We start from the raw sequence: 16,390 nt of genomic DNA, 5'->3' as shown, positions 1-16,390 counted from the left end.
CGCGTCAGCGAAAGAAGCAGTTCGTCCCGGCAAACAGCGCGTCGATCTTCGCCGCGTCGCCGGGCGCCGCGAACATGCCACCGATCGCATTGTCGCCGCCGCCGATGCTGAACTCCTCGCCCAGCGTGCTGTCCTCGACCGCCGCCAGCGTCACCGATTCGGCCGCCTTGGCGCGCGTCGTGCCGATCGCGATGCCGCTCATCGTCGAATAGGCGTCGGCGCCTGGCTCGTTGCCGAGGAACCAGCCGACGAATTTGTCGTCCTGGAAATTGAGCGTCATCGCATCATAGCGGGTGAATTCCATCGCGCCGGCGCCACATTCGGCGTTGGTGCTGCGGTCGTCGGCTTTGCCCGCGACATTCGCGAGCGCCGTTTCGGCCTGCGCACGCGGCACACCGAAAGCGAGCAGACTGGCCTTGCCGCTGGTCTTGTCGACAAAGCGCAGCCCCTCCCCGTCGAGGCTGACCGCGGTGGTCGCGGCCGCCGGGCCGTCGGCCTTCGCCGCGGGCATCGGCGCGGCCTTCGGCAGGCTGTCGTCGCCCGGCGCCGCCGGTTCCGCGGCGGGTTTGCACGCGGCGAGCAAGCCGAGCACCGCGAGGGTCGTGAATCTGCGCATCGCCTATCTCCTGCCGTTGAACGCGGTGACCATTATCGCACCGAGTGCCGCGAGCGCCATATCCTTTTGCGCGTCCCAGATGTCGCCCTGCTGGCCATTATAACGGTCGGCGGTCGCGCCCGCGGCGACGATGGTGAGCAGCCATTCGAAGATTTCATAGAGCGCCGACAGCGCGAGCACCCATGCCAGCGCGGCCAGCGCCGCGCCGCGCCGCCCCTGCCCGCCCCAGCGCCGCGCGATCTCGGCCACCGGGATCACCGACAGCGCGCCGAAGGCGAAATGGACGAGCCGGTCATAATGGTTGCGGTTCCAGCCGAACGCCTCCGACAGCGTCGCGCCGGTCAGCGCCTGGGCCCAGTCGTCATAGGGGACGTTGCTGTAGGCGTAACGGCCGCCGAGCGTATGGAGCGCGAGGAACAGGACGATGCACGCCAGCGCCGGGGTCGACAGCGGCCAGCGCCGCAGCAGCGCGGGCGCGGCGACCAGCAGCAGCATCGTCGGAATATGCTGGAGCAACGCGACCTCGGGATAGGGCTGCTCGATCTGGGCGAGGAGCAGCAGGATGAGCAGCGCGCCGAGCAGGCGGCGCTGCGCGGGCGGCGCGCGCTCGATCATCTTTCTTCTTCCGTTCGCATCGAGCGAAGTCGAGATGCCCATCGTGAGCGCGCGTCTTCGGGGTGTCTCGACGTCGCTCGACACAAACGGACTCGGGTTAGCGAAATCCTCATCACCAGCGCAGCGACATGCAGCTGAGCCCGGCGTCGATGCGCGCGATCTCGTCGGTCGCCAGCGCGCGAAAGCGGACGCCGCGCGCCGCCAGCATCGCCTGCGTCGCCAGCCACCGGGCGCCGACAAGCACGGTATCGCGCACCCGCAGGATATTCGCCGCGCCCTCTTCGCCGAGTGGGGTGAGCACGACCTCGAGCCGCGCAAATTCGGGGCAGTCGCGCATCGCGGGCACCGCGAGGATCGTGCGTTTGTCGATCAGCCCGCAGCCGGTCTTGAAGTGAAGAACGCCGGGCGGGGTCCGCGCGATTTCGGCGCGGTATCCGAGCTGCGCCAGCAGCGCCGCCAGTTCGGTCGCCCCGGCGCGATCGGTGCGGTCAGACAGGCCGATGATCACCCGGTCGGCAAGGCGCAGCACATCGCCGCCGTCGGCATGGCCGGGGCCGGTCATGTCGAGCAGCCGCGGATGATGCGCGGCGAGCGCGGCGCGGATATGCCGGGTCTCGTCGGCGCGGCTCGGCGCGCCGGGGCGGAGCAGGATCGCACCTTCGGGAAAGGTCAGCGCGACATCCTCGGTGAACAGCGCGTCGGGAAAGTCGGCGAGCGGCGGCAGGACGTCGACGGTCAGGCCGAGGTCGCGAAGCGTCGCGACATAGGCGTCATGCTCGGCAACAAGCCCGGCGAAATCGGGGTCGGGGCCGCCATCGGCGCGGATGCCGTGGACCGCCGATGGGGCCGGGGTGCGGCAGAGGGCGTGGGTGAAGTTGTAGGGGGTGATCATGCCAGCGGCATAGCTTGAATACCGCGGCATCGCCAACGCGATCCTCCCTGTCGCGAAGCGATGGGGAGGTGGCAGCGCGAAGCGCTGACGGAGGGGCAATGGCGCCGACGTCGCGGCCCCTCCACCCACGCTTCCCGGCGGTCCCCCTCCCCATGGCGTAGCCACAGGGAGGATTGAAACCTCAGCCCTTCTTCAAATGCCGCCGCCCGAGCAGTTCGGCAATCTGCACCGCGTTCAGCGCCGCGCCCTTGCGCAGGTTATCCGAAACGCACCACAGGTTGAGGCCGTTTTCGACCGTCGGATCCTCGCGGACGCGCGACACGAAGGTCGCGAAGTCGCCGACGCATTCGACGGGGGTGATATAGCCGCCGTCCTCGCGCTTGTCGTGGAGGACGACCCCCGGCGCCTCGCGCAGGATGCGCTGGGCATCTTCGGCCGACAGTTCGCGTTCCATCTCGATGTTGATCGCTTCCGAATGACCGACGAACACCGGCACGCGGACGCAGGTCGCGGTGACCTTGATCTTGGGATCGAGTATCTTCTTGGTCTCGACGACCATCTTCCACTCTTCCTTGGTCGACCCATCGTCGAGGAAGCTGTCGATGTGCGGGATGACGTTGAAGGCGATCTGTTTGGTGAACTTCTGGATGTCCTTTTCGTCGCCGACGAAGATCTGGCGCGTCTGGTTCCAAAGCTCGTCCATGCCCGCCTTGCCGGCGCCCGACACCGACTGATAGGTCGAGACGACGACGCGGGTGATCTTCGCGGCATCGTGGAGCGGCTTCAGCGCGACGACCATCTGCGCGGTCGAGCAGTTGGGGTTGGCGATGATGTTGCGCTTTTTATAGCCGTCGATCGCGTCGGGGTTCACCTCGGGCACAATCAGCGGCACGTCGGGGTCCATGCGGTAGAGCGACGAATTGTCGATCACGACGCAGCCCGCCGCGGCCGCCTTCGGCGCGTGGATCTTCGTCGCTTCGCTGCCGATCGCAAAGATCGCCATGTCCCAGCCGGCCCAGTCGAAATTCTCGATATTCTGGCATTTGATGGTGCGGCCGGTGTCACCGATTTCGACGTCGAGTCCCTGGCTGCGCGACGAGGCGACAACCGCCAGTTCCTCGATCGGGAACTCGCGCTCGGCAAGGATGGCGAGCACCTCGCGCCCGACATTGCCCGTGGCTCCGGCGACGACGATACGATAACCCATGATTTTCTATGCCCTTCGGTGTGGTGAAACGAAAAACGACCGGTTCTGCGCTGTGGCGGAACCGGTCGTTTTGGAAAGCTGTTTTCGCTTGGGGTCGGGAAACTTCCCTTAGCCCTCGCTGGCTTCCGTCCGGTAATCGCGGCGCTCCGCAATACGCGCCGATTTGCCGGTGCGGCCGCGAAGATAATAAAGCTTCGCACGACGCACGGCACCCTTGCGGATGACGGTAATGCTGTCGATGTTCGGCGAATAGAGCGGGAACACGCGCTCGACACCCTCGCCGAACGACATTTTGCGCACGGTGAAGTTGGAGCCCATGCCCTTGTTCGAACGCGCGATACACACGCCTTCGAAATTCTGGACGCGGGTGCGTTCGCCTTCGACAACCTTCACGCCGACTTTCAGCGTGTCGCCGGGACGGAAGGTCGGGATGGTCTTGTCGGCCTTGGCAATTTCTTCGGCTTCGATCGTCTGGATGAGGTTCATGCCTCTAGTCCTCTTCTGTTCGCCGCGCGCCAGAGGCAGGTCGGGCCCGAGCATCGATATGACGCTCCCAAAGGTCCGGCCTGCGTAACCGTGTATGATCTTGTGCCTGTTGTTTCCGCCAGGCCGCGATCTTCGCATGATCCCCCGATCGCAGCACTTCGGGGATCGTGCGCCCTTCCCAGCTAGCAGGACGGGTATAGTGCGGATATTCGAGCAAACCGTTTTCGAACGACTCATCGTCACCGCTTGAAGCCGCGCCCATTACGCCGGGAAGCAGCCGAATGCAAGCGTCGAGCAGCAACAGCGCCGCCATCTCGCCGCCCGACAGCACGATATCGCCCATCGACAGCTGCTCGATCGGCCGCGCGTCGAAAATCCGCTCGTCATAGCCCTCGAACCGGCCGCAGAGGATGATCGCGCCGGGGCCGGCCGACAGCGCGCGCACCCTCGCCTGGGTGACCGGCACGCCGCGCGGGGTCATCGCCAAGATCGGCAGGTCCGGATGCGCCGCGGCGGCATGGTCGATCGCGGCGGCGAGGACATCCGCTTTCAGCACCATCCCCGCTCCACCGCCCGCCGGCGTATCGTCGACGGTGCGGTGCTTATCGGTCGCGAAATCGCGGATCTGCACCGGCGTGCACGACCAGGTGCCGCTTTCGAGCGCACGCCCCGCCATGCTGTGCCCCAGCGGACCGGGGAACATGTCGGGGTAGAGGGTGAGCGGGACGGCGGTGAAGCTCATGGCAGCGTCCAATTCTCGACCTTGAGGTCCGGTACGTCGGCGAAGTCGGCTTCGTTGTTGGTAATGATCGTCACGCCGAGACTCAACGCATGGGCGGCAAGCAGACGATCGAAGCGAGCGCGCTTGAAGGGAAGTCGCGCATATGTGCGCGCGGCGGCTTCGTCGAATCCTAGCAGGGGAATGGACGTAATAAAGGCATCGAGGACGATTGAGGGCGGCGGTTTTCCCAACTGCGACCCAAGCGCGATCTCAGCAAAACTGATTACCGAGATTCCGATATCGCCAGGCGAACACTCCGCGATGCGCCGATTTACGGGCGATGCTGCGTCAACCATTGCATAAATCGAGCTGTCGGCATCAATCAGATAGCGGATCACGTCTTTTTGGCCGCCTCTTCAGCAGCCTTCCGCGCTGCAATCGTGCTCGGTCTCTCCTCAAATTCCCGCAACTCAGGGGGTAGCGGCTTGAGCCAAGGCGCCTTGCCGGCAAAGCCGCTGACGTCGATCTTGGCTTTAGGCCGGGCCGCGGGTTCGAACCGGAACTCGCCGCGCTCTTCGCGGACGATCATCTCGGTTCCCTCTTCCAATCCCAGCGCCTTGGGCAGCCGCAGCGCGAGCGAATTGCCCGATTTGAAAACTTTGGCGCGGTATTCTTTGGTCATGGCTGACTCCGTATATACATGATGTATATACATCGCCGGCCCCCGTGTCGACCCGGCGGCTTACATGATCTGGCGGCCGCGTTCGATTGCCGCGCTCCCGCGCCAATTCACCGCCCCTATGGCTGAACCACTCGCAGCCGCAGCGCCTGGATCGACGCCGGCATCGTCGGTGCGAGCAGCAGCGTTCCGTCGATCCGGCCCCGCTCGCAGTCGAGGCGGAAGGCGCTCGACAGCGCGCCGGTCGGTGCCAGCGGTTCGGCCGTCGGGCATTCGCCCACCTCTGCTTTCAGCCGGGCGAATTCGGCGGCCCAGTTTTCGGCCGAGCGGTCCATCAGGAAATTCATCGCCAGCCGCCCCTCGAGCGGGGCGAGGCTGCCCGCCGCATAGGCCGCGCGCGCCGCGGCGAACATCTCGGCCACCGCGGGCGACACCGGAACCTGTCGCGCTTCGAGCAGCCCTGATTTGTGCATCAGGACGGCCGTGTCCCACGCCGGCGCCGCGGGCCCGGCATAGGTGCGATTCGACAGTGCGAACACGCCGACGCCGTGATCGGGCATGAGCATCACATGGCTGCCATATCCCGGGTAGCCGCCGCCATGCGCCAGCGTCAGCCCGAGATCGCAATCCTGCGCAACGCGCCAGCCCATGCCATAGGCGGCGGCCTGCTTGCATGCGGTGGCACCGCTCGCGCCGCTGCGGGTGGCTACCGAGACGAAATTGAGTCCCTGCGCGATCTCGCGCACCGTCGCCCGCTTCACCGGCCCGTCATCGGCCCCGTCGCGCGCCGGCCACGCGGAGAGCAGGAAGGCGACCCACTTCGCATAATCGCCGGCGCTGACCTGCAAACCGCCCATCGCGTTGAACGCGCCGTCGGCCATCTCGGGTTCCAGCGCCCAGCGGGCGTTCTCCCAGCGATAGCCGATGGCGTAATCGGCCTTCGGCGTCTGCGTCACGTCGAAGCCGCTCGCCGTCATGCCGAGCGGGGTCAGGATCGTCTGGCGGACATAGTCGGCATAAGCCATGCCCGACGCATTGGCGACGATCCGGCCGAGCAGCGCATAACCGAAGTTCGAATATTCGTGGCGGCCTTGCGGCACCCGGCTGAACGGCACCCCCGCCGCGATCATCCGGGTGAAGTCCGCCTGCGGCAAGACCTGTTGCCGGTCGCCCCACGGATCGTCGGTCACGAACCCCCCGACATGATGGAGCAGGTCGCGCACCCGGATGCGCGGGCTGTCGGTCGTCGGATAGGTCCAGCCCTTCATTTCGGGCACATATTGCTCGGCCAGGTCGTCGAGGCGGAGCTTGCCCTCATCGCGCAGGTGCAGGATCGCCAGCGCCGTGAACGCCTTGGTCATCGACGCGATGCGAAACCGGCTGTCGGAGGTCACGGGGCGCTTCGTATCGAGGTCCCGCACCCCGATGCCCTTCACATAGGCGAGCTTGCCCTCCCTGACGACGCCATAGACGAGGCCGGGGACATGCGCTTCGGCCTGATAGGCCGCGAACAGCGCATCGATTTCGGGGGCGATCCGGTCGAGCGTCTGCGGCGCGGTGTCCTGCGCGGCGACGGACAGCGGCGCCGCCAGCATGACCGCCAAGGCCAATCCCGATGTCCAGCGCATATCCGTCCCCCCGGCAAAGAACGGCGACGCTAACAGCCGCGGCGCGGGGCGACAACAGCCGCGGGAAGGTCGGGGTGGGCCGAACCCACCCCGGAGCCACTTATATCCCGTCGAGGCCTTTGCTGACCAGGATGTTCACCGCGACGCGGCGGTTCTGCGCCTTGCCTTCGGGGGTCGTATTGTCCGCCGCCGGGTCGGCTGCGGCCATCCCGGTGGGGGTCAGCATCCGATAGGGTTTCCAGCCGCACGCCTGCTGCAGGTGATTGACGACCCCGCCGGCGCGCTTTTCGCTCAGCTCCTGGTTGATTTCCTGGCTGCCGGTCGAATCGGTGTAGCCGACCACGAGCAGCATCGCATTGTCCATGCCCTCGGCGGTGCTGGCCGCGGTGCACAGATCGGCCTTCGCCTGTTCGGACAGCACCGCCTTGCCGGTATCGAAGTTCACACTCGTCGTGCTTTTGACATTATACTGGTCGATGTCGCCGACCCGTCCGCGCAGCGCCTCGGTCGCCGCAGTCTGTTCGGCAAAGCGCTGGTTGGTCCCGTTGTGGATCATCGACGCGGTCTTCAGATCCTTGTTCTTCAATTCGACCTCGCTCGCGACCAGGTCGCCGCCCGCCTGCTTCGTCTCGACCGAGACCGGCAAACCGTTGAGCAGCGCGTCGGCGGCAAGCTTGTTGCGGCTGAGACCCAGGAAGCCGCCGCTCGACTTGATCCGGGTGCTCTCGTTGAGCGCGATGACCGCATTGTTGCCGTCGGCGGTCGTAACCTGGATCCGGTTGCCGTCGCGCGCGGAGATGATGCCTTCGATGTCCGGCCCTTCGGTCATCTCGGCAGGCGCGGGCGCTTCCGATCCATAGACGGTCGCCATCACATCGCCTTCGGCCTCCTGCGCCTGCACGGCGACGCTGGCGGTGGCCAGCCCGGCAAACACCAACAAAAGTCCTCGATTTTTGGAAACGGCACGCATCGTCTTACTCCTTCAACCAGACAAGCCGCCCCCGCGGGTTGATCCGGCCTTTCCGGCACATGATGACGCGCGGCAAGACGGGGCGGGCCATTGCGCGGGTAATTCGGGCGGATTGTGCGGCGAGCCGATGCAAAACGGGCGCGGCGACGGCGTCTATTCGACGAAAGCCGCGTCGATGGTCATGCCGTCGTCGGACCATTGCGGGACCGCGCGGGCGGTCATCGGCACCATGAAGCGCTGCGGCTTCTTGCCGGGTTCGGCCGGTTTTTCGATTTCGATGATGTCGCCGGCGCCGAAATTGTCGACCGCGACGACATGGCCGATCGCCCGGCCATCGCTCGCGCGGCACGGCAGGCCGATCAGGTCGTGGTGATAATATTCGCCCGCGCCAAGCGGCGGCAGCGCCGAGCGCGGAACGGTGAGCAGCGTGCCGCGCAGCGCCTCGGCGGCGCTGCGGTCGGCGATTTCGGCAAAGGTCGCGACCGCGCCCTGATTCGCGGGGCGCACCGACTTCAGGGTCAGCATGCGGCCGGCGGCGTCGAATGTGGAAAAGGCGCGGAGAGCCTCCGCGCCTTCGCCGAACAATTTGAGGCGCACTTCGCCCCGCACCCCATGCGCGCCGGCGATGGCGGCGAGGGTGACGGGGCGGTGCGGGTCGGCCAAGACTTAGGCCTTGGCTTCTTCTTCGCCGGCTTCCGCAGCGGGCGCTTCCTCGGCTTCTGCGGCGACCGGGCCGCCTTCGGCGACTTCTTCGGCGATCGCGGCGGCGTCGTCGGCGGTCGCTTCGGCCGGGACGTCGTCGGCGACGGCATCGGCCACCGCTTCGGCGGTCTCTTCGCTCTTCACCGAACCGGTAGCGTCCGATTCAGCCGATTCGGGAGCAGCAGCTTCTTCAGCGGCGGGAGCTTCGGCCGCAGCCTCTTCAGCCGGAGCAGCCTCTTCGACCGCTTCGGGTTCGGGGGCCGGCGCGGCGGCGGCAGCGGCGGCAGCTTCTTCGGCGTCAGCCAGCTTCTGCGCCTTTTCCTCGGCGCGTTCCTTGGCCTTTTCGCCCGGAACCGCCTTGTTGGGGTTGCTGCGCGCGGCGCGTTCCTTGATGCCCGCGGCATCGAGGAAGCGGGCGACGCGGTCGCTCGGCTGGGCGCCGACGCTCAGCCAGTGCGTCGCACGCTCGGCGTCGAGCTTGATCCGCTCCGGATTGTCCTTGGCGAGCAGCGGGTTGTAGCTGCCGATGCGCTCGATGAAGCGGCCGTCGCGCGGGCTGCGCGAATCGGCGACGACGATCTTGTAATAGGGGCGCTTCTTGGAGCCGCCGCGCGACAGGCGAATGGAGGTAGCCATGATATTTTCCTTCAGTTCAAAAGTTTAGGTTCAGTCGAGTTATTTCTTCTTGTTGATCAGATTGGCGAGGTCGGGCGGAATGCCGCCGCCGCCGAGCCCGGGCAGCCCGCCAAGGCCACCGCCTCCGCCGCCACCCATGCCGCCGCCGCCCATGCCGGGAATGCCGCCGCCCCGGCCGAGCAGCGCGCCGAGGCCTTTCAGCCCGCCCATCTTGCGGATCTTCTTCATCGCGGTGGCCATTTCCTGATGCATTTTCAGCACCTTGTTGACCTGCTGCACGGTGGTGCCCGACCCGTTGGCGATGCGGATCTTGCGCTTGGCGTTGATCAGCTCTGGCTTGGCGCGCTCCTTCGCGGTCATCGACCCCATGATCGCGTCCATATGCACCAGCGTCTTGTCGTCGGCGCCGCCCTGCGCCGCCGCAACCTGCGCCTTTTTCAGGCCCGGGATCATCCCCGCGAGCGCGCCCAGCCCGCCCATGCGGCGCATCTGGTTCAATTGGGTGCGAAGATCGTCGAGGTCGAACTGACCCTTCGCCATCTTCTTGGCCATCGCCTCGGCCTCGTCGGCCTGGATCGTTTCGGCGGCGCGTTCGACGAGGCTGACGACGTCGCCCATGCCGAGGATGCGGCCCGCGATGCGCGACGGCTGGAACAGTTCGAGGGCGTCGAGCTTCTCACCCGTGCCTGCGAACTTGATCGGCTTGCCGGTGACCGCGCGCATCGACAGCGCCGCACCGCCGCGCGCGTCGCCGTCCATGCGGGTCAGCACGACGCCGGTCAGCGGCACCTGGTCGGTAAAGCGCTGCGCGACCTGCACCGCGTCCTGACCGGTCAGGCTGTCGACGACGAGCAGGGTTTCGGCGGGATTGGCGGTGCGCGACACCGCCTGCATCTCGTCCATCAGCTGCTGGTCGACGTGCAGCCGGCCCGCGGTGTCGAGCATCAGGACGTCATAGCCCTGCAGCTTTGCCGCCTGCATCGCGCGGTTCGCGATCTCGACCGGCCCCTGCCCCGCGACGATCGGTAGCGTCGCGACGTCGATCTGGGTGCCGAGCACGGCGAGCTGTTCCTGCGCCGCCGGGCGATTGACGTCGAGCGACGCCATCAGCACCTTCTTGCGCTCTTTTTCCTTCAGCCGCTTGGCGATCTTCGCGGTCGTGGTGGTCTTGCCCGAACCTTGCAGGCCGACCATCATGATCACCGCGGGCGGGGTGACGGCAAGGTCGAGCTCGGCGGTTTCGGAGCCGAGCATTTCGGTCAGCGCGTCGCTGACGATCTTGACCACCTGCTGCCCCGGAGTGACCGAGCGCAGGACATTCTGGCCGATCGCGAGGTCGATGACCTGATCGACGAAGCTGCGCACGACGGGCAGCGCGACGTCGGCCTCGAGCAGCGCGATTCGCACCTCGCGCATGGCGGCGCGCACGTCGGCCTCGGTCAGCGCACCGCGACCGCGCAGCTTCCCGAAAACATCGCCCAGCCTCTGGCTCAGACTATCGAACACAGTCAAAATCCTTGCTTTCGACGTCCGCAACGCAAAACACGCCGGTGAGCGAAACCTCGCCAACCAGCGGTATCCGTGGACAGGGTTTTCCGTCGCGGATGTCGATATGTCCCGCCCCAAGATGCGGCGGTACGCGAGGGCCTTTACGCAAAGCCGGGAAAAAAGGCAAGCGGCCAGCCCCTTGGCGGCAGACCGCGCCGCTTAACGCAAATTTCACCGCTGTGCGGGCATTATCGCCGCCTGAGGTGGGGTAATCATATGACGGCAAGGCAACCGGACCGAAGCGCAGGCGCCAAGCGCGACATCATCGCGGGCGGCATCGTCGTCGCCGCGATCCTGCTCTTCGTCGGCACCGGCAGCAATGTGATGCAGGCGCTGGTCCGTACGCTCATCGGGCTGGGCGGCGGACCCGACAAGCTGCTCACCGCGACGCTGGTGCTCAACATCGCGCTGATCCTGTTCGGCTGGCGCCGCTACGAAGACCTCAACCGCGAGATTCGCGAACGCACCGAGGCCGAGCAGCGCGCCCGGTATCTCGCCGACACCGATCCGCTCACCGGCTTCCTCAACCGCCGCGCGCTGCTCGCCGACGGCCAGCGGCTGATCGCCAGCGCCGCGGCCGAGCGCCGCCACGTCGCGCTGTTCCTGCTCGACCTCGACCATTTCAAGACCGTCAACGACATCCACGGCCACGCCGCCGGCGACCGGGTGCTCCAGGTCGCCGCCGAACGCATCGCCGCAATCCTGCCGCCGACGGCGACGATGGCGCGGCTCGGCGGCGACGAGTTCGTCGCGATGCTGCCGTTCGACGGCGCGGCGCGTGCCAACATCGACGCGCTCGCCGCCGAACTGGTCGGCGCGCTCGAAACCCCGGTGGCGCACGATGCCCAGCAGATCCGCGTCGGCGCCTCGCTCGGCATCGCATTGGCGAGCGAAGCGACGATGACGATGGAAACGATGGTCCGCCAGGCCGACATCGCCATGTATCATTGCAAGGACGAGGGCCGGAACCGCTATTGCTGGTTCGAGGCGGGCATGGAAATGGCGGTGCAGGTCCGCAACCAGATTGAAACCGGGATCCGCAGCGGGATGCCGCGCGGCGAATTCCTGCCGCATTTCGAACCGCAGGTCGATATCGCGACCGGCCGGCTGGTCGGGTTCGAGATGCTGATGCGCTGGGATTCGCCCGAATATGGCATGATCCCGCCCGAACGTTTCATCCCCGTCGCCGAAGAAAGCGGCCTAATCGGCGAACTGTCGCTGCAGGTCGTCCGACAGGCGATGGAAATCGCCAAAAGCTGGGATTCCTCGATCATGCTCGCGGTCAATATCTCGCCGCAGCAGCTGAAGGACCCCTGGTTCAGCCAGAAACTGACAAAGCTGCTGGTGGAGGTCGGGTTCCCCGCCAGTCAGCTCGAGGTCGAGATCACCGAAAGCTCGCTGTTCGAGGATCTGCCGCTCGTCCGCTCGATCGTCACCAGCCTCAAGAACCAGGGCGTGTCGCTCAGCCTCGACGATTTCGGCACCGGCTACAGTTCGCTGTCGCACCTGCGCGCACTACCCTTCGACCGGATCAAGATCGACCGCAGCTTCGTCGCCGCGATGCGCGACAGCGCCGATGCGCAGGCGATCGTCGTCGCGATCGTGCGGCTGGGCGAAAGCCTGTCGATGCCGATCACTGCCGAAGGGGTGGAGGACGAGGCGACCGCGATCGAACTGACCCGCCTCGGCTGCGCCAAGGGCCAGGGCTGGCACTATGGCCGCGCCGCCTCGGCCGCCGACACCGCGGCGATGCTCGCCGCGCGCGGCCTGCTTCGCGCCCCGATGCTGCCCGCCGCCGACGTCGCCGCGGGTTCGGACACGGCGGGCGCCGAGCCGCTGCGCAAGTCGGCGTAACTTAGCCGTCGCCACCGCGCAGGCAGGCGCGACGGTGCTGGCCGCATCGCTAGACTTCCCACGCCCGCGCCCTTACATGCGCGGCTATGGCGGACCGCTTCACCAAGATGCACGGCCTCGGCAATGATTTCGTCGTCATCGACGCGCGCGGCGGCGCGGTCGAGATGACCCCGGCGCGCGCCCATGCGATCGCCGACCGGCGCCACGGCATCGGCTGCGACCAGCTGATCCTGCTCGAACCGTCGATCAAGGCCGACGTCCGGATGCGCATCTTCAACGCCGATGGCGGCGAGGTCGAGGCGTGCGGCAATGCCACCCGCTGCGTCGCGACGCTGATCGGCCAGCCCGCGGTGATCGAGACGCTGGGCGGGATGCTGCGCGTCACCCCGGCCGACGGCGGCGCCGAAGTGGTGCTAGGCGAACCGCGGTTCGACTGGGAGCATATCCCGCTCGCGATGCCGATGGACACCCGCGACATGCCGGTCGCGTGGGACGAGCTGGAACATGGCGCCGCGGTCAATGTCGGCAATCCGCATATCGTGTTTTTTGTCCCCGAGGCCGACGCCGTCGCGCTTGACGCGCTGGGGCCGCGGATCGAGACCGACCCGCTTTTCCCCGAGCGCGTCAACGTCAACGTCGCCAGCCTCGACGGCGACAATCAATTGCAGCTTCGCGTGTGGGAGCGCGGCGTCGGGCTGACGCAGGCGTGCGGCACTGGCGCCTGCGCGACCGCGGTCGCGGCGATCCGCGCGGGGCTGGTGCAATCGCCGGTCACCGTTGCGCTGCCCGGCGGCGACCTGATCATCCGCTGGGCCCCGGGCGAGCCGATCGTGATGAGCGGCGCGGCAACGCGGGTGTATGAGGGCGAGACCGACTGGGCGCAGTTCGGATGAGCGGTGCGGTTGTGGACGGCGCCGACGTCGTCAATTTCGGATGCCGGCTGAATATCGCCGAGGGCGAGGCGATCCGCGCCGCGACGCGCGAAGCCGGCGCGCGCGACACGATCGTCTTCAACAGCTGCGCGGTCACCGACGAAGCGGTGCGGCAGGCGCGGCAAGCCGTGCGCCGGGCGCTGCGCGAAAGACCGGAGGCGGATGTCGTGGTCACCGGCTGCGCCGCCGAACTCGAGGCTGCGCGCTTTGCCGACATGGGCGCGCGGGTGGTGCGCAACGATGCCAAGGGGCTCGTCGAGAGCTATCGCCCAGCCACCGTGTCCCTGCGAAGGCAGGGACCCATCGCCGGTGGTCGCAGCACGCAGCCGTCCGGAGATGGGCCCCTGCCTTCGCAGGGGCGCAGTTTGCCTTACACCCCCGCGCTCTCCGGCGTCGACCACGCCCGCGCCTTCCTCGGCGTCCAGACCGGCTGTTCGCACAGCTGCACCTTTTGCGCGACGGTGATGGCGCGCGGGACCGCGCGGTCGGCGACGGTCGATGCCGTGGTCGCAAGCGCGCGCACCGCACTGGAGCGCGGCCAGCGCGAGATCATCCTGACCGGGGTCGACCTTGCCAGCTATGGCGACGACAGCGGCACAACGCTGGCGGCGCTGGTCGAGGCTTTACTCACCCTGCCCGTCGAGCGTTTTCGCCTCTCCTCGCTCGACCCGAACCGCATCGACGACCATCTGTTCGCCTTGCTCACCCAGGAACGCCGGATAATGCCGCACGTCCATCTGTCGCTCCAGGCCGGCGACGATATGGTGCTGACACGGATGAAGCGCCGCCACCGCCGCGCCGACGCCGTCGCGCTGGTGCAGCGGCTGAAGGCGGCGCGCGCCGACATCGCCATCGGCGCCGACCTGATCGCCGGTTTCCCGACCGAGGACGCCGCGATGTTTGCACGCTCGCTCGCACTGATCGACGACTGCGACATCGTCTTCGGCCATATCTTTCCCTACAGCCCGCGCGCCGGTACCCCCGCGGCGCGGATGCCCCAGGTCGGCCGTTCCGTAGCGCGCGAACGCGCCGCGACGCTGCGCGAGGCCAACGCCCGGCGGCGGCACGCCTGGCTCGACCGCCAGAGCGGCACCGCTGCGGCGCTGCTCGTCGAGCGCGACGGGCAGACCGGCCATGCCGAAAATTTCACCGCCATCCGCCTCGCAGCCCCCGCGGCGCCGGGCATCATCATCGACGTGCGGCTGACCGCGCGGGACGGAGACCGCATGATCGCCACACCCATCACCCAGGATATCGCCGCATGAGCACCGCGAACTGGAGCGACCGGCTGCTCGGCGGCCTCAAGCGCACGTCGGAGCGGCTGGGCGACAATCTGGCGGGGCTCACCGGCAAGGCGCGGCTCGACGAGGACGATCTCGACCGGATCGAGGAAGCGCTGATCACCGCCGACCTCGGCCCCGCGATGGCAGCGCGGATCCGCGACCGGCTGGCGGCGCGCCGCGATGCCGTCGCCGGCGGCACCGACGAACTGCGCCGCATCGTCGCGGAGGAAATCGCCGCGGTGCTGCGCCCGGTGGCCGAGCCGCTCGACATCGACGCCTTCCCGCGTCCGCAGGTCATCCTGGTGATCGGGGTCAACGGATCGGGCAAGACTACGACCATCGCCAAGCTCGCGCACCTGTTCCAGGAACAGGATTATGGCGTGATGCTCGTCGCCGGCGACACCTTCCGCGCCGCCGCGATCGGCCAGCTCAAGGTCTGGGCCGAACGCCTCGGCGTGCCGATCATGGCGGGGCCCGAGGGCGGCGACAGCGCCGGCATCGTGTTCGATGCGGTGAAGCAGGCGACCGCGACCGGCATCGACGTGCTGATCGTCGACACCGCCGGGCGATTGCAGAACAAGCGCGAGCTGATGGACGAGCTTGCCAAGATCAAGCGCGTGCTGGGGCGGCTCAACCCTGCGGCGCCGCACGATGTGGTGCTCGTGCTCGACGCCACCACGGGACAGAATGCGCTGGCGCAGATCGACGTGTTCCGCGAGGTGGCGGGGGTCACGGGGCTGGTGATGACCAAGCTCGACGGCACCGCGCGCGGCGGCGTGCTCGTATCCGCGGCCGAACGCCACGGGCTTCCCATCCACGCGATCGGCATCGGCGAAACGATCGATGACCTTCGCCCGTTCGATGCCGACGAGATCGCGGGCATCATTGCAGGAAATATCCGATGAGCGACGTCCTTCCCGCCGGCCCCGAGGCGGTTCCGGCGCCGCCGCCTGCCAAGCATGGCTGGCTGAATTTCGCGATCGACTTCGGGCCGCTGCTCGTGTTTTTCCTCGCCTATAAATTCGCCTCGGGCGGCGAAGGTGCGTTTGCCGCGACCACCGCCGCGATCAAGGGCACCGTCGCCTTCATGGTGGCGATCATCGTCGCGATGGCGGTGTCGAAATGGAAGCTCGGCAAGATTTCGCCGATGCTGTGGATGTCGAGCATCCTCGTCATCGGCTTCGGCGCGCTCACCATCTGGTTCCACGACGAACGCTTCATCGTGATGAAGCCGACGATCATCTACGCCGCCTTTGCCGCGATCCTGCTCGGCGGCTGGTGGTTCGGGCGGCCGATGCTGAAATATCTGCTCCAGTCGGCGCTCGACGGGCTGACCGACCGCGGCTGGCTGCTCCTGTCGCGCAACTGGGGGCTGTTCTTCGCCGCGCTCGGCATCGCCAACCATGTCATGTACGAACTCATCCAGGCGAAGCAGATGAGCTTCGATCTGTGGCTGACGATCAAGGTGTGGGGCGTGACCGCCCTGTCGTTCGTCTTCACCCTGTCGCAGCTGCCGGTGATGCTGAAACACGGCCTCGCCATTCCCGAAGAAGCAACCGACAAAAGTTGAGTCCGACCCCTGACGCTGGCATAGCGGCGACAGGCACCGGGTCGCGCCGCG

Annotated in this window: 17 protein-coding genes and 1 pseudogene; 5 read left to right on the top strand and 13 right to left on the bottom strand. The window is 67.2% G+C overall.

What is annotated here, in order from left to right; all coding sequences use genetic code 11:
• Nucleotides 1-4 precede the first annotated feature (4 nt).
• From HEQ22_RS00680 to ffh, 13 genes and pseudogenes are all read right to left on the bottom strand, one after another.
• Complete coding sequence (locus HEQ22_RS00680; protein ID WP_432769283.1) at nucleotides 5-616, bottom strand: hypothetical protein; 612 nt, start codon at nucleotides 614-616, stop codon at nucleotides 5-7.
• Between the two features lie 3 nt (nucleotides 617-619).
• Entirely contained in the window at nucleotides 620-1,231 is a 612-nt protein-coding gene (locus HEQ22_RS00675) for a DUF2238 domain-containing protein (protein WP_432769282.1), read from the bottom strand.
• Between the two features lie 112 nt (nucleotides 1,232-1,343).
• The gene (locus HEQ22_RS00670; protein WP_432769281.1) at nucleotides 1,344-2,123 is read right to left on the bottom strand and encodes a dimethylarginine dimethylaminohydrolase family protein; all 780 of its coding nucleotides are present in this window, start codon (nucleotides 2,121-2,123) and stop codon (nucleotides 1,344-1,346) included.
• Between the two features lie 181 nt (nucleotides 2,124-2,304).
• A complete protein-coding gene (locus HEQ22_RS00665) occupies nucleotides 2,305-3,330 on the bottom strand; it encodes an aspartate-semialdehyde dehydrogenase (protein WP_432769280.1) in 1,026 nt (341 codons plus the stop codon).
• Nucleotides 3,331-3,438: 108 nt separating this feature from the next.
• Nucleotides 3,439-3,816 carry a 50S ribosomal protein L19 gene (gene rplS, locus HEQ22_RS00660; RefSeq protein WP_432769279.1) on the bottom strand — a complete coding sequence of 126 codons (378 nt, stop codon included), beginning with the start codon at nucleotides 3,814-3,816 and terminating at the stop codon, nucleotides 3,439-3,441.
• Between the two features lie 4 nt (nucleotides 3,817-3,820).
• Nucleotides 3,821-4,558, bottom strand: a complete 738-nt coding sequence (trmD, locus tag HEQ22_RS00655; RefSeq protein WP_432769278.1) for a tRNA (guanosine(37)-N1)-methyltransferase TrmD — start codon at nucleotides 4,556-4,558, stop codon at nucleotides 3,821-3,823.
• Complete coding sequence (locus tag HEQ22_RS00650) at nucleotides 4,555-4,935, bottom strand: type II toxin-antitoxin system VapC family toxin (RefSeq protein WP_432769277.1); 381 nt, start codon at nucleotides 4,933-4,935, stop codon at nucleotides 4,555-4,557. Before HEQ22_RS00650 ends, trmD begins: the two co-directional genes overlap by 4 nt.
• Entirely contained in the window at nucleotides 4,932-5,219 is a 288-nt protein-coding gene (locus HEQ22_RS00645) for an AbrB/MazE/SpoVT family DNA-binding domain-containing protein (RefSeq protein WP_432770912.1), read from the bottom strand. Before HEQ22_RS00645 ends, HEQ22_RS00650 begins: the two co-directional genes overlap by 4 nt.
• A 116-nt stretch (nucleotides 5,220-5,335) precedes the next feature.
• Nucleotides 5,336-6,844: a serine hydrolase domain-containing protein gene (locus tag HEQ22_RS00640; RefSeq protein WP_432769276.1), complete on the bottom strand. Its 1,509-nt coding sequence runs from the start codon at nucleotides 6,842-6,844 to the stop codon at nucleotides 5,336-5,338.
• Nucleotides 6,845-6,944: 100 nt separating this feature from the next.
• Nucleotides 6,945-7,814 carry an OmpA family protein gene (locus tag HEQ22_RS00635; RefSeq protein WP_432769275.1) on the bottom strand — a complete coding sequence of 290 codons (870 nt, stop codon included), beginning with the start codon at nucleotides 7,812-7,814 and terminating at the stop codon, nucleotides 6,945-6,947.
• A 153-nt stretch (nucleotides 7,815-7,967) separates the two neighbouring features.
• Nucleotides 7,968-8,477: a ribosome maturation factor RimM gene (gene rimM / locus HEQ22_RS00630; protein WP_432769274.1), complete on the bottom strand. Its 510-nt coding sequence runs from the start codon at nucleotides 8,475-8,477 to the stop codon at nucleotides 7,968-7,970.
• 198 nt (nucleotides 8,478-8,675) lie between these two features.
• Nucleotides 8,676-9,152 (bottom strand): annotated as a pseudogene (gene rpsP, locus HEQ22_RS00625) (30S ribosomal protein S16); the annotation flags it as partial.
• A gap of 39 nt (nucleotides 9,153-9,191) precedes the next feature.
• A complete protein-coding gene (gene ffh, locus HEQ22_RS00620) occupies nucleotides 9,192-10,658 on the bottom strand; it encodes a signal recognition particle protein (protein WP_432769273.1) in 1,467 nt (488 codons plus the stop codon).
• A 258-nt stretch (nucleotides 10,659-10,916) separates the two neighbouring features.
• Here ffh and HEQ22_RS00615 point away from each other — a divergent pair, with 258 nt between their 5' ends.
• The 5 genes from HEQ22_RS00615 to HEQ22_RS00595 all read left to right on the top strand — a co-directional run bounded on the left by HEQ22_RS00615 (nucleotide 10,917) and on the right by HEQ22_RS00595 (nucleotide 16,339).
• Nucleotides 10,917-12,554, top strand: coding sequence for a putative bifunctional diguanylate cyclase/phosphodiesterase (locus tag HEQ22_RS00615; protein WP_432769272.1), 1,638 nt, complete (start codon nucleotides 10,917-10,919; stop codon nucleotides 12,552-12,554).
• Between the two features lie 86 nt (nucleotides 12,555-12,640).
• A complete protein-coding gene (gene dapF, locus HEQ22_RS00610; protein WP_432769271.1) occupies nucleotides 12,641-13,447 on the top strand; it encodes a diaminopimelate epimerase in 807 nt (268 codons plus the stop codon).
• On the top strand, nucleotides 13,444-14,751 hold the full coding sequence (locus tag HEQ22_RS00605) for a MiaB/RimO family radical SAM methylthiotransferase (RefSeq protein WP_432769270.1): 1,308 nt from the start codon (nucleotides 13,444-13,446) through the stop codon (nucleotides 14,749-14,751). Before dapF ends, HEQ22_RS00605 begins: the two co-directional genes overlap by 4 nt.
• Nucleotides 14,748-15,674 (top strand): signal recognition particle-docking protein FtsY, encoded by a 927-nt coding sequence (gene ftsY / locus HEQ22_RS00600; RefSeq protein ID WP_432769269.1) that lies wholly within the window; start codon nucleotides 14,748-14,750, stop codon nucleotides 15,672-15,674. The genes HEQ22_RS00605 and ftsY overlap by 4 nt, the downstream gene beginning before the upstream one ends.
• A complete protein-coding gene (locus HEQ22_RS00595; RefSeq protein WP_432769268.1) occupies nucleotides 15,671-16,339 on the top strand; it encodes an inner membrane-spanning protein YciB in 669 nt (222 codons plus the stop codon). Before ftsY ends, HEQ22_RS00595 begins: the two co-directional genes overlap by 4 nt.
• The last annotated feature ends 51 nt before the right edge of the window (nucleotides 16,340-16,390 follow it).

The sequence above is a fragment of the Sphingopyxis sp. genome (assembly GCF_050916055.1).
Taxonomy (GTDB): Bacteria; Pseudomonadota; Alphaproteobacteria; order Sphingomonadales; family Sphingomonadaceae; genus Sphingopyxis.
Note: the sequence above shows the minus strand (reverse complement) of the source record. Positions and strands in the feature narration are given on the sequence as shown.

Bases quoted from the DNA above. Each gene is read 5' to 3' on its own strand.
- ftsY (WP_432769269.1), top strand. From the start codon at position 14,748: ATGAGCACCGCGAACTGGAGCGACCGGCTGCTCGGCGGCCTCAAGCGC.
- HEQ22_RS00670 (WP_432769281.1), bottom strand. From the start codon at position 2,123: ATGATCACCCCCTACAACTTCACCCACGCCCTCTGCCGCACCCCGGCC.
- HEQ22_RS00665 (WP_432769280.1), bottom strand. From the start codon at position 3,330: ATGGGTTATCGTATCGTCGTCGCCGGAGCCACGGGCAATGTCGGGCGC.
- HEQ22_RS00635 (WP_432769275.1), bottom strand. From the start codon at position 7,814: ATGCGTGCCGTTTCCAAAAATCGAGGACTTTTGTTGGTGTTTGCCGGG.
- HEQ22_RS00640 (WP_432769276.1), bottom strand. From the start codon at position 6,844: ATGCGCTGGACATCGGGATTGGCCTTGGCGGTCATGCTGGCGGCGCCG.
- trmD (WP_432769278.1), bottom strand. From the start codon at position 4,558: ATGAGCTTCACCGCCGTCCCGCTCACCCTCTACCCCGACATGTTCCCC.
- HEQ22_RS00605 (WP_432769270.1), top strand. From the start codon at position 13,444: ATGAGCGGTGCGGTTGTGGACGGCGCCGACGTCGTCAATTTCGGATGC.
- HEQ22_RS00675 (WP_432769282.1), bottom strand. From the start codon at position 1,231: ATGATCGAGCGCGCGCCGCCCGCGCAGCGCCGCCTGCTCGGCGCGCTG.
- HEQ22_RS00680 (WP_432769283.1), bottom strand. From the start codon at position 616: ATGCGCAGATTCACGACCCTCGCGGTGCTCGGCTTGCTCGCCGCGTGC.
- dapF (WP_432769271.1), top strand. From the start codon at position 12,641: ATGGCGGACCGCTTCACCAAGATGCACGGCCTCGGCAATGATTTCGTC.
- rplS (WP_432769279.1), bottom strand. From the start codon at position 3,816: ATGAACCTCATCCAGACGATCGAAGCCGAAGAAATTGCCAAGGCCGAC.
- HEQ22_RS00645 (WP_432770912.1), bottom strand. From the start codon at position 5,219: ATGACCAAAGAATACCGCGCCAAAGTTTTCAAATCGGGCAATTCGCTC.
- HEQ22_RS00595 (WP_432769268.1), top strand. From the start codon at position 15,671: ATGAGCGACGTCCTTCCCGCCGGCCCCGAGGCGGTTCCGGCGCCGCCG.
- HEQ22_RS00615 (WP_432769272.1), top strand. From the start codon at position 10,917: ATGACGGCAAGGCAACCGGACCGAAGCGCAGGCGCCAAGCGCGACATC.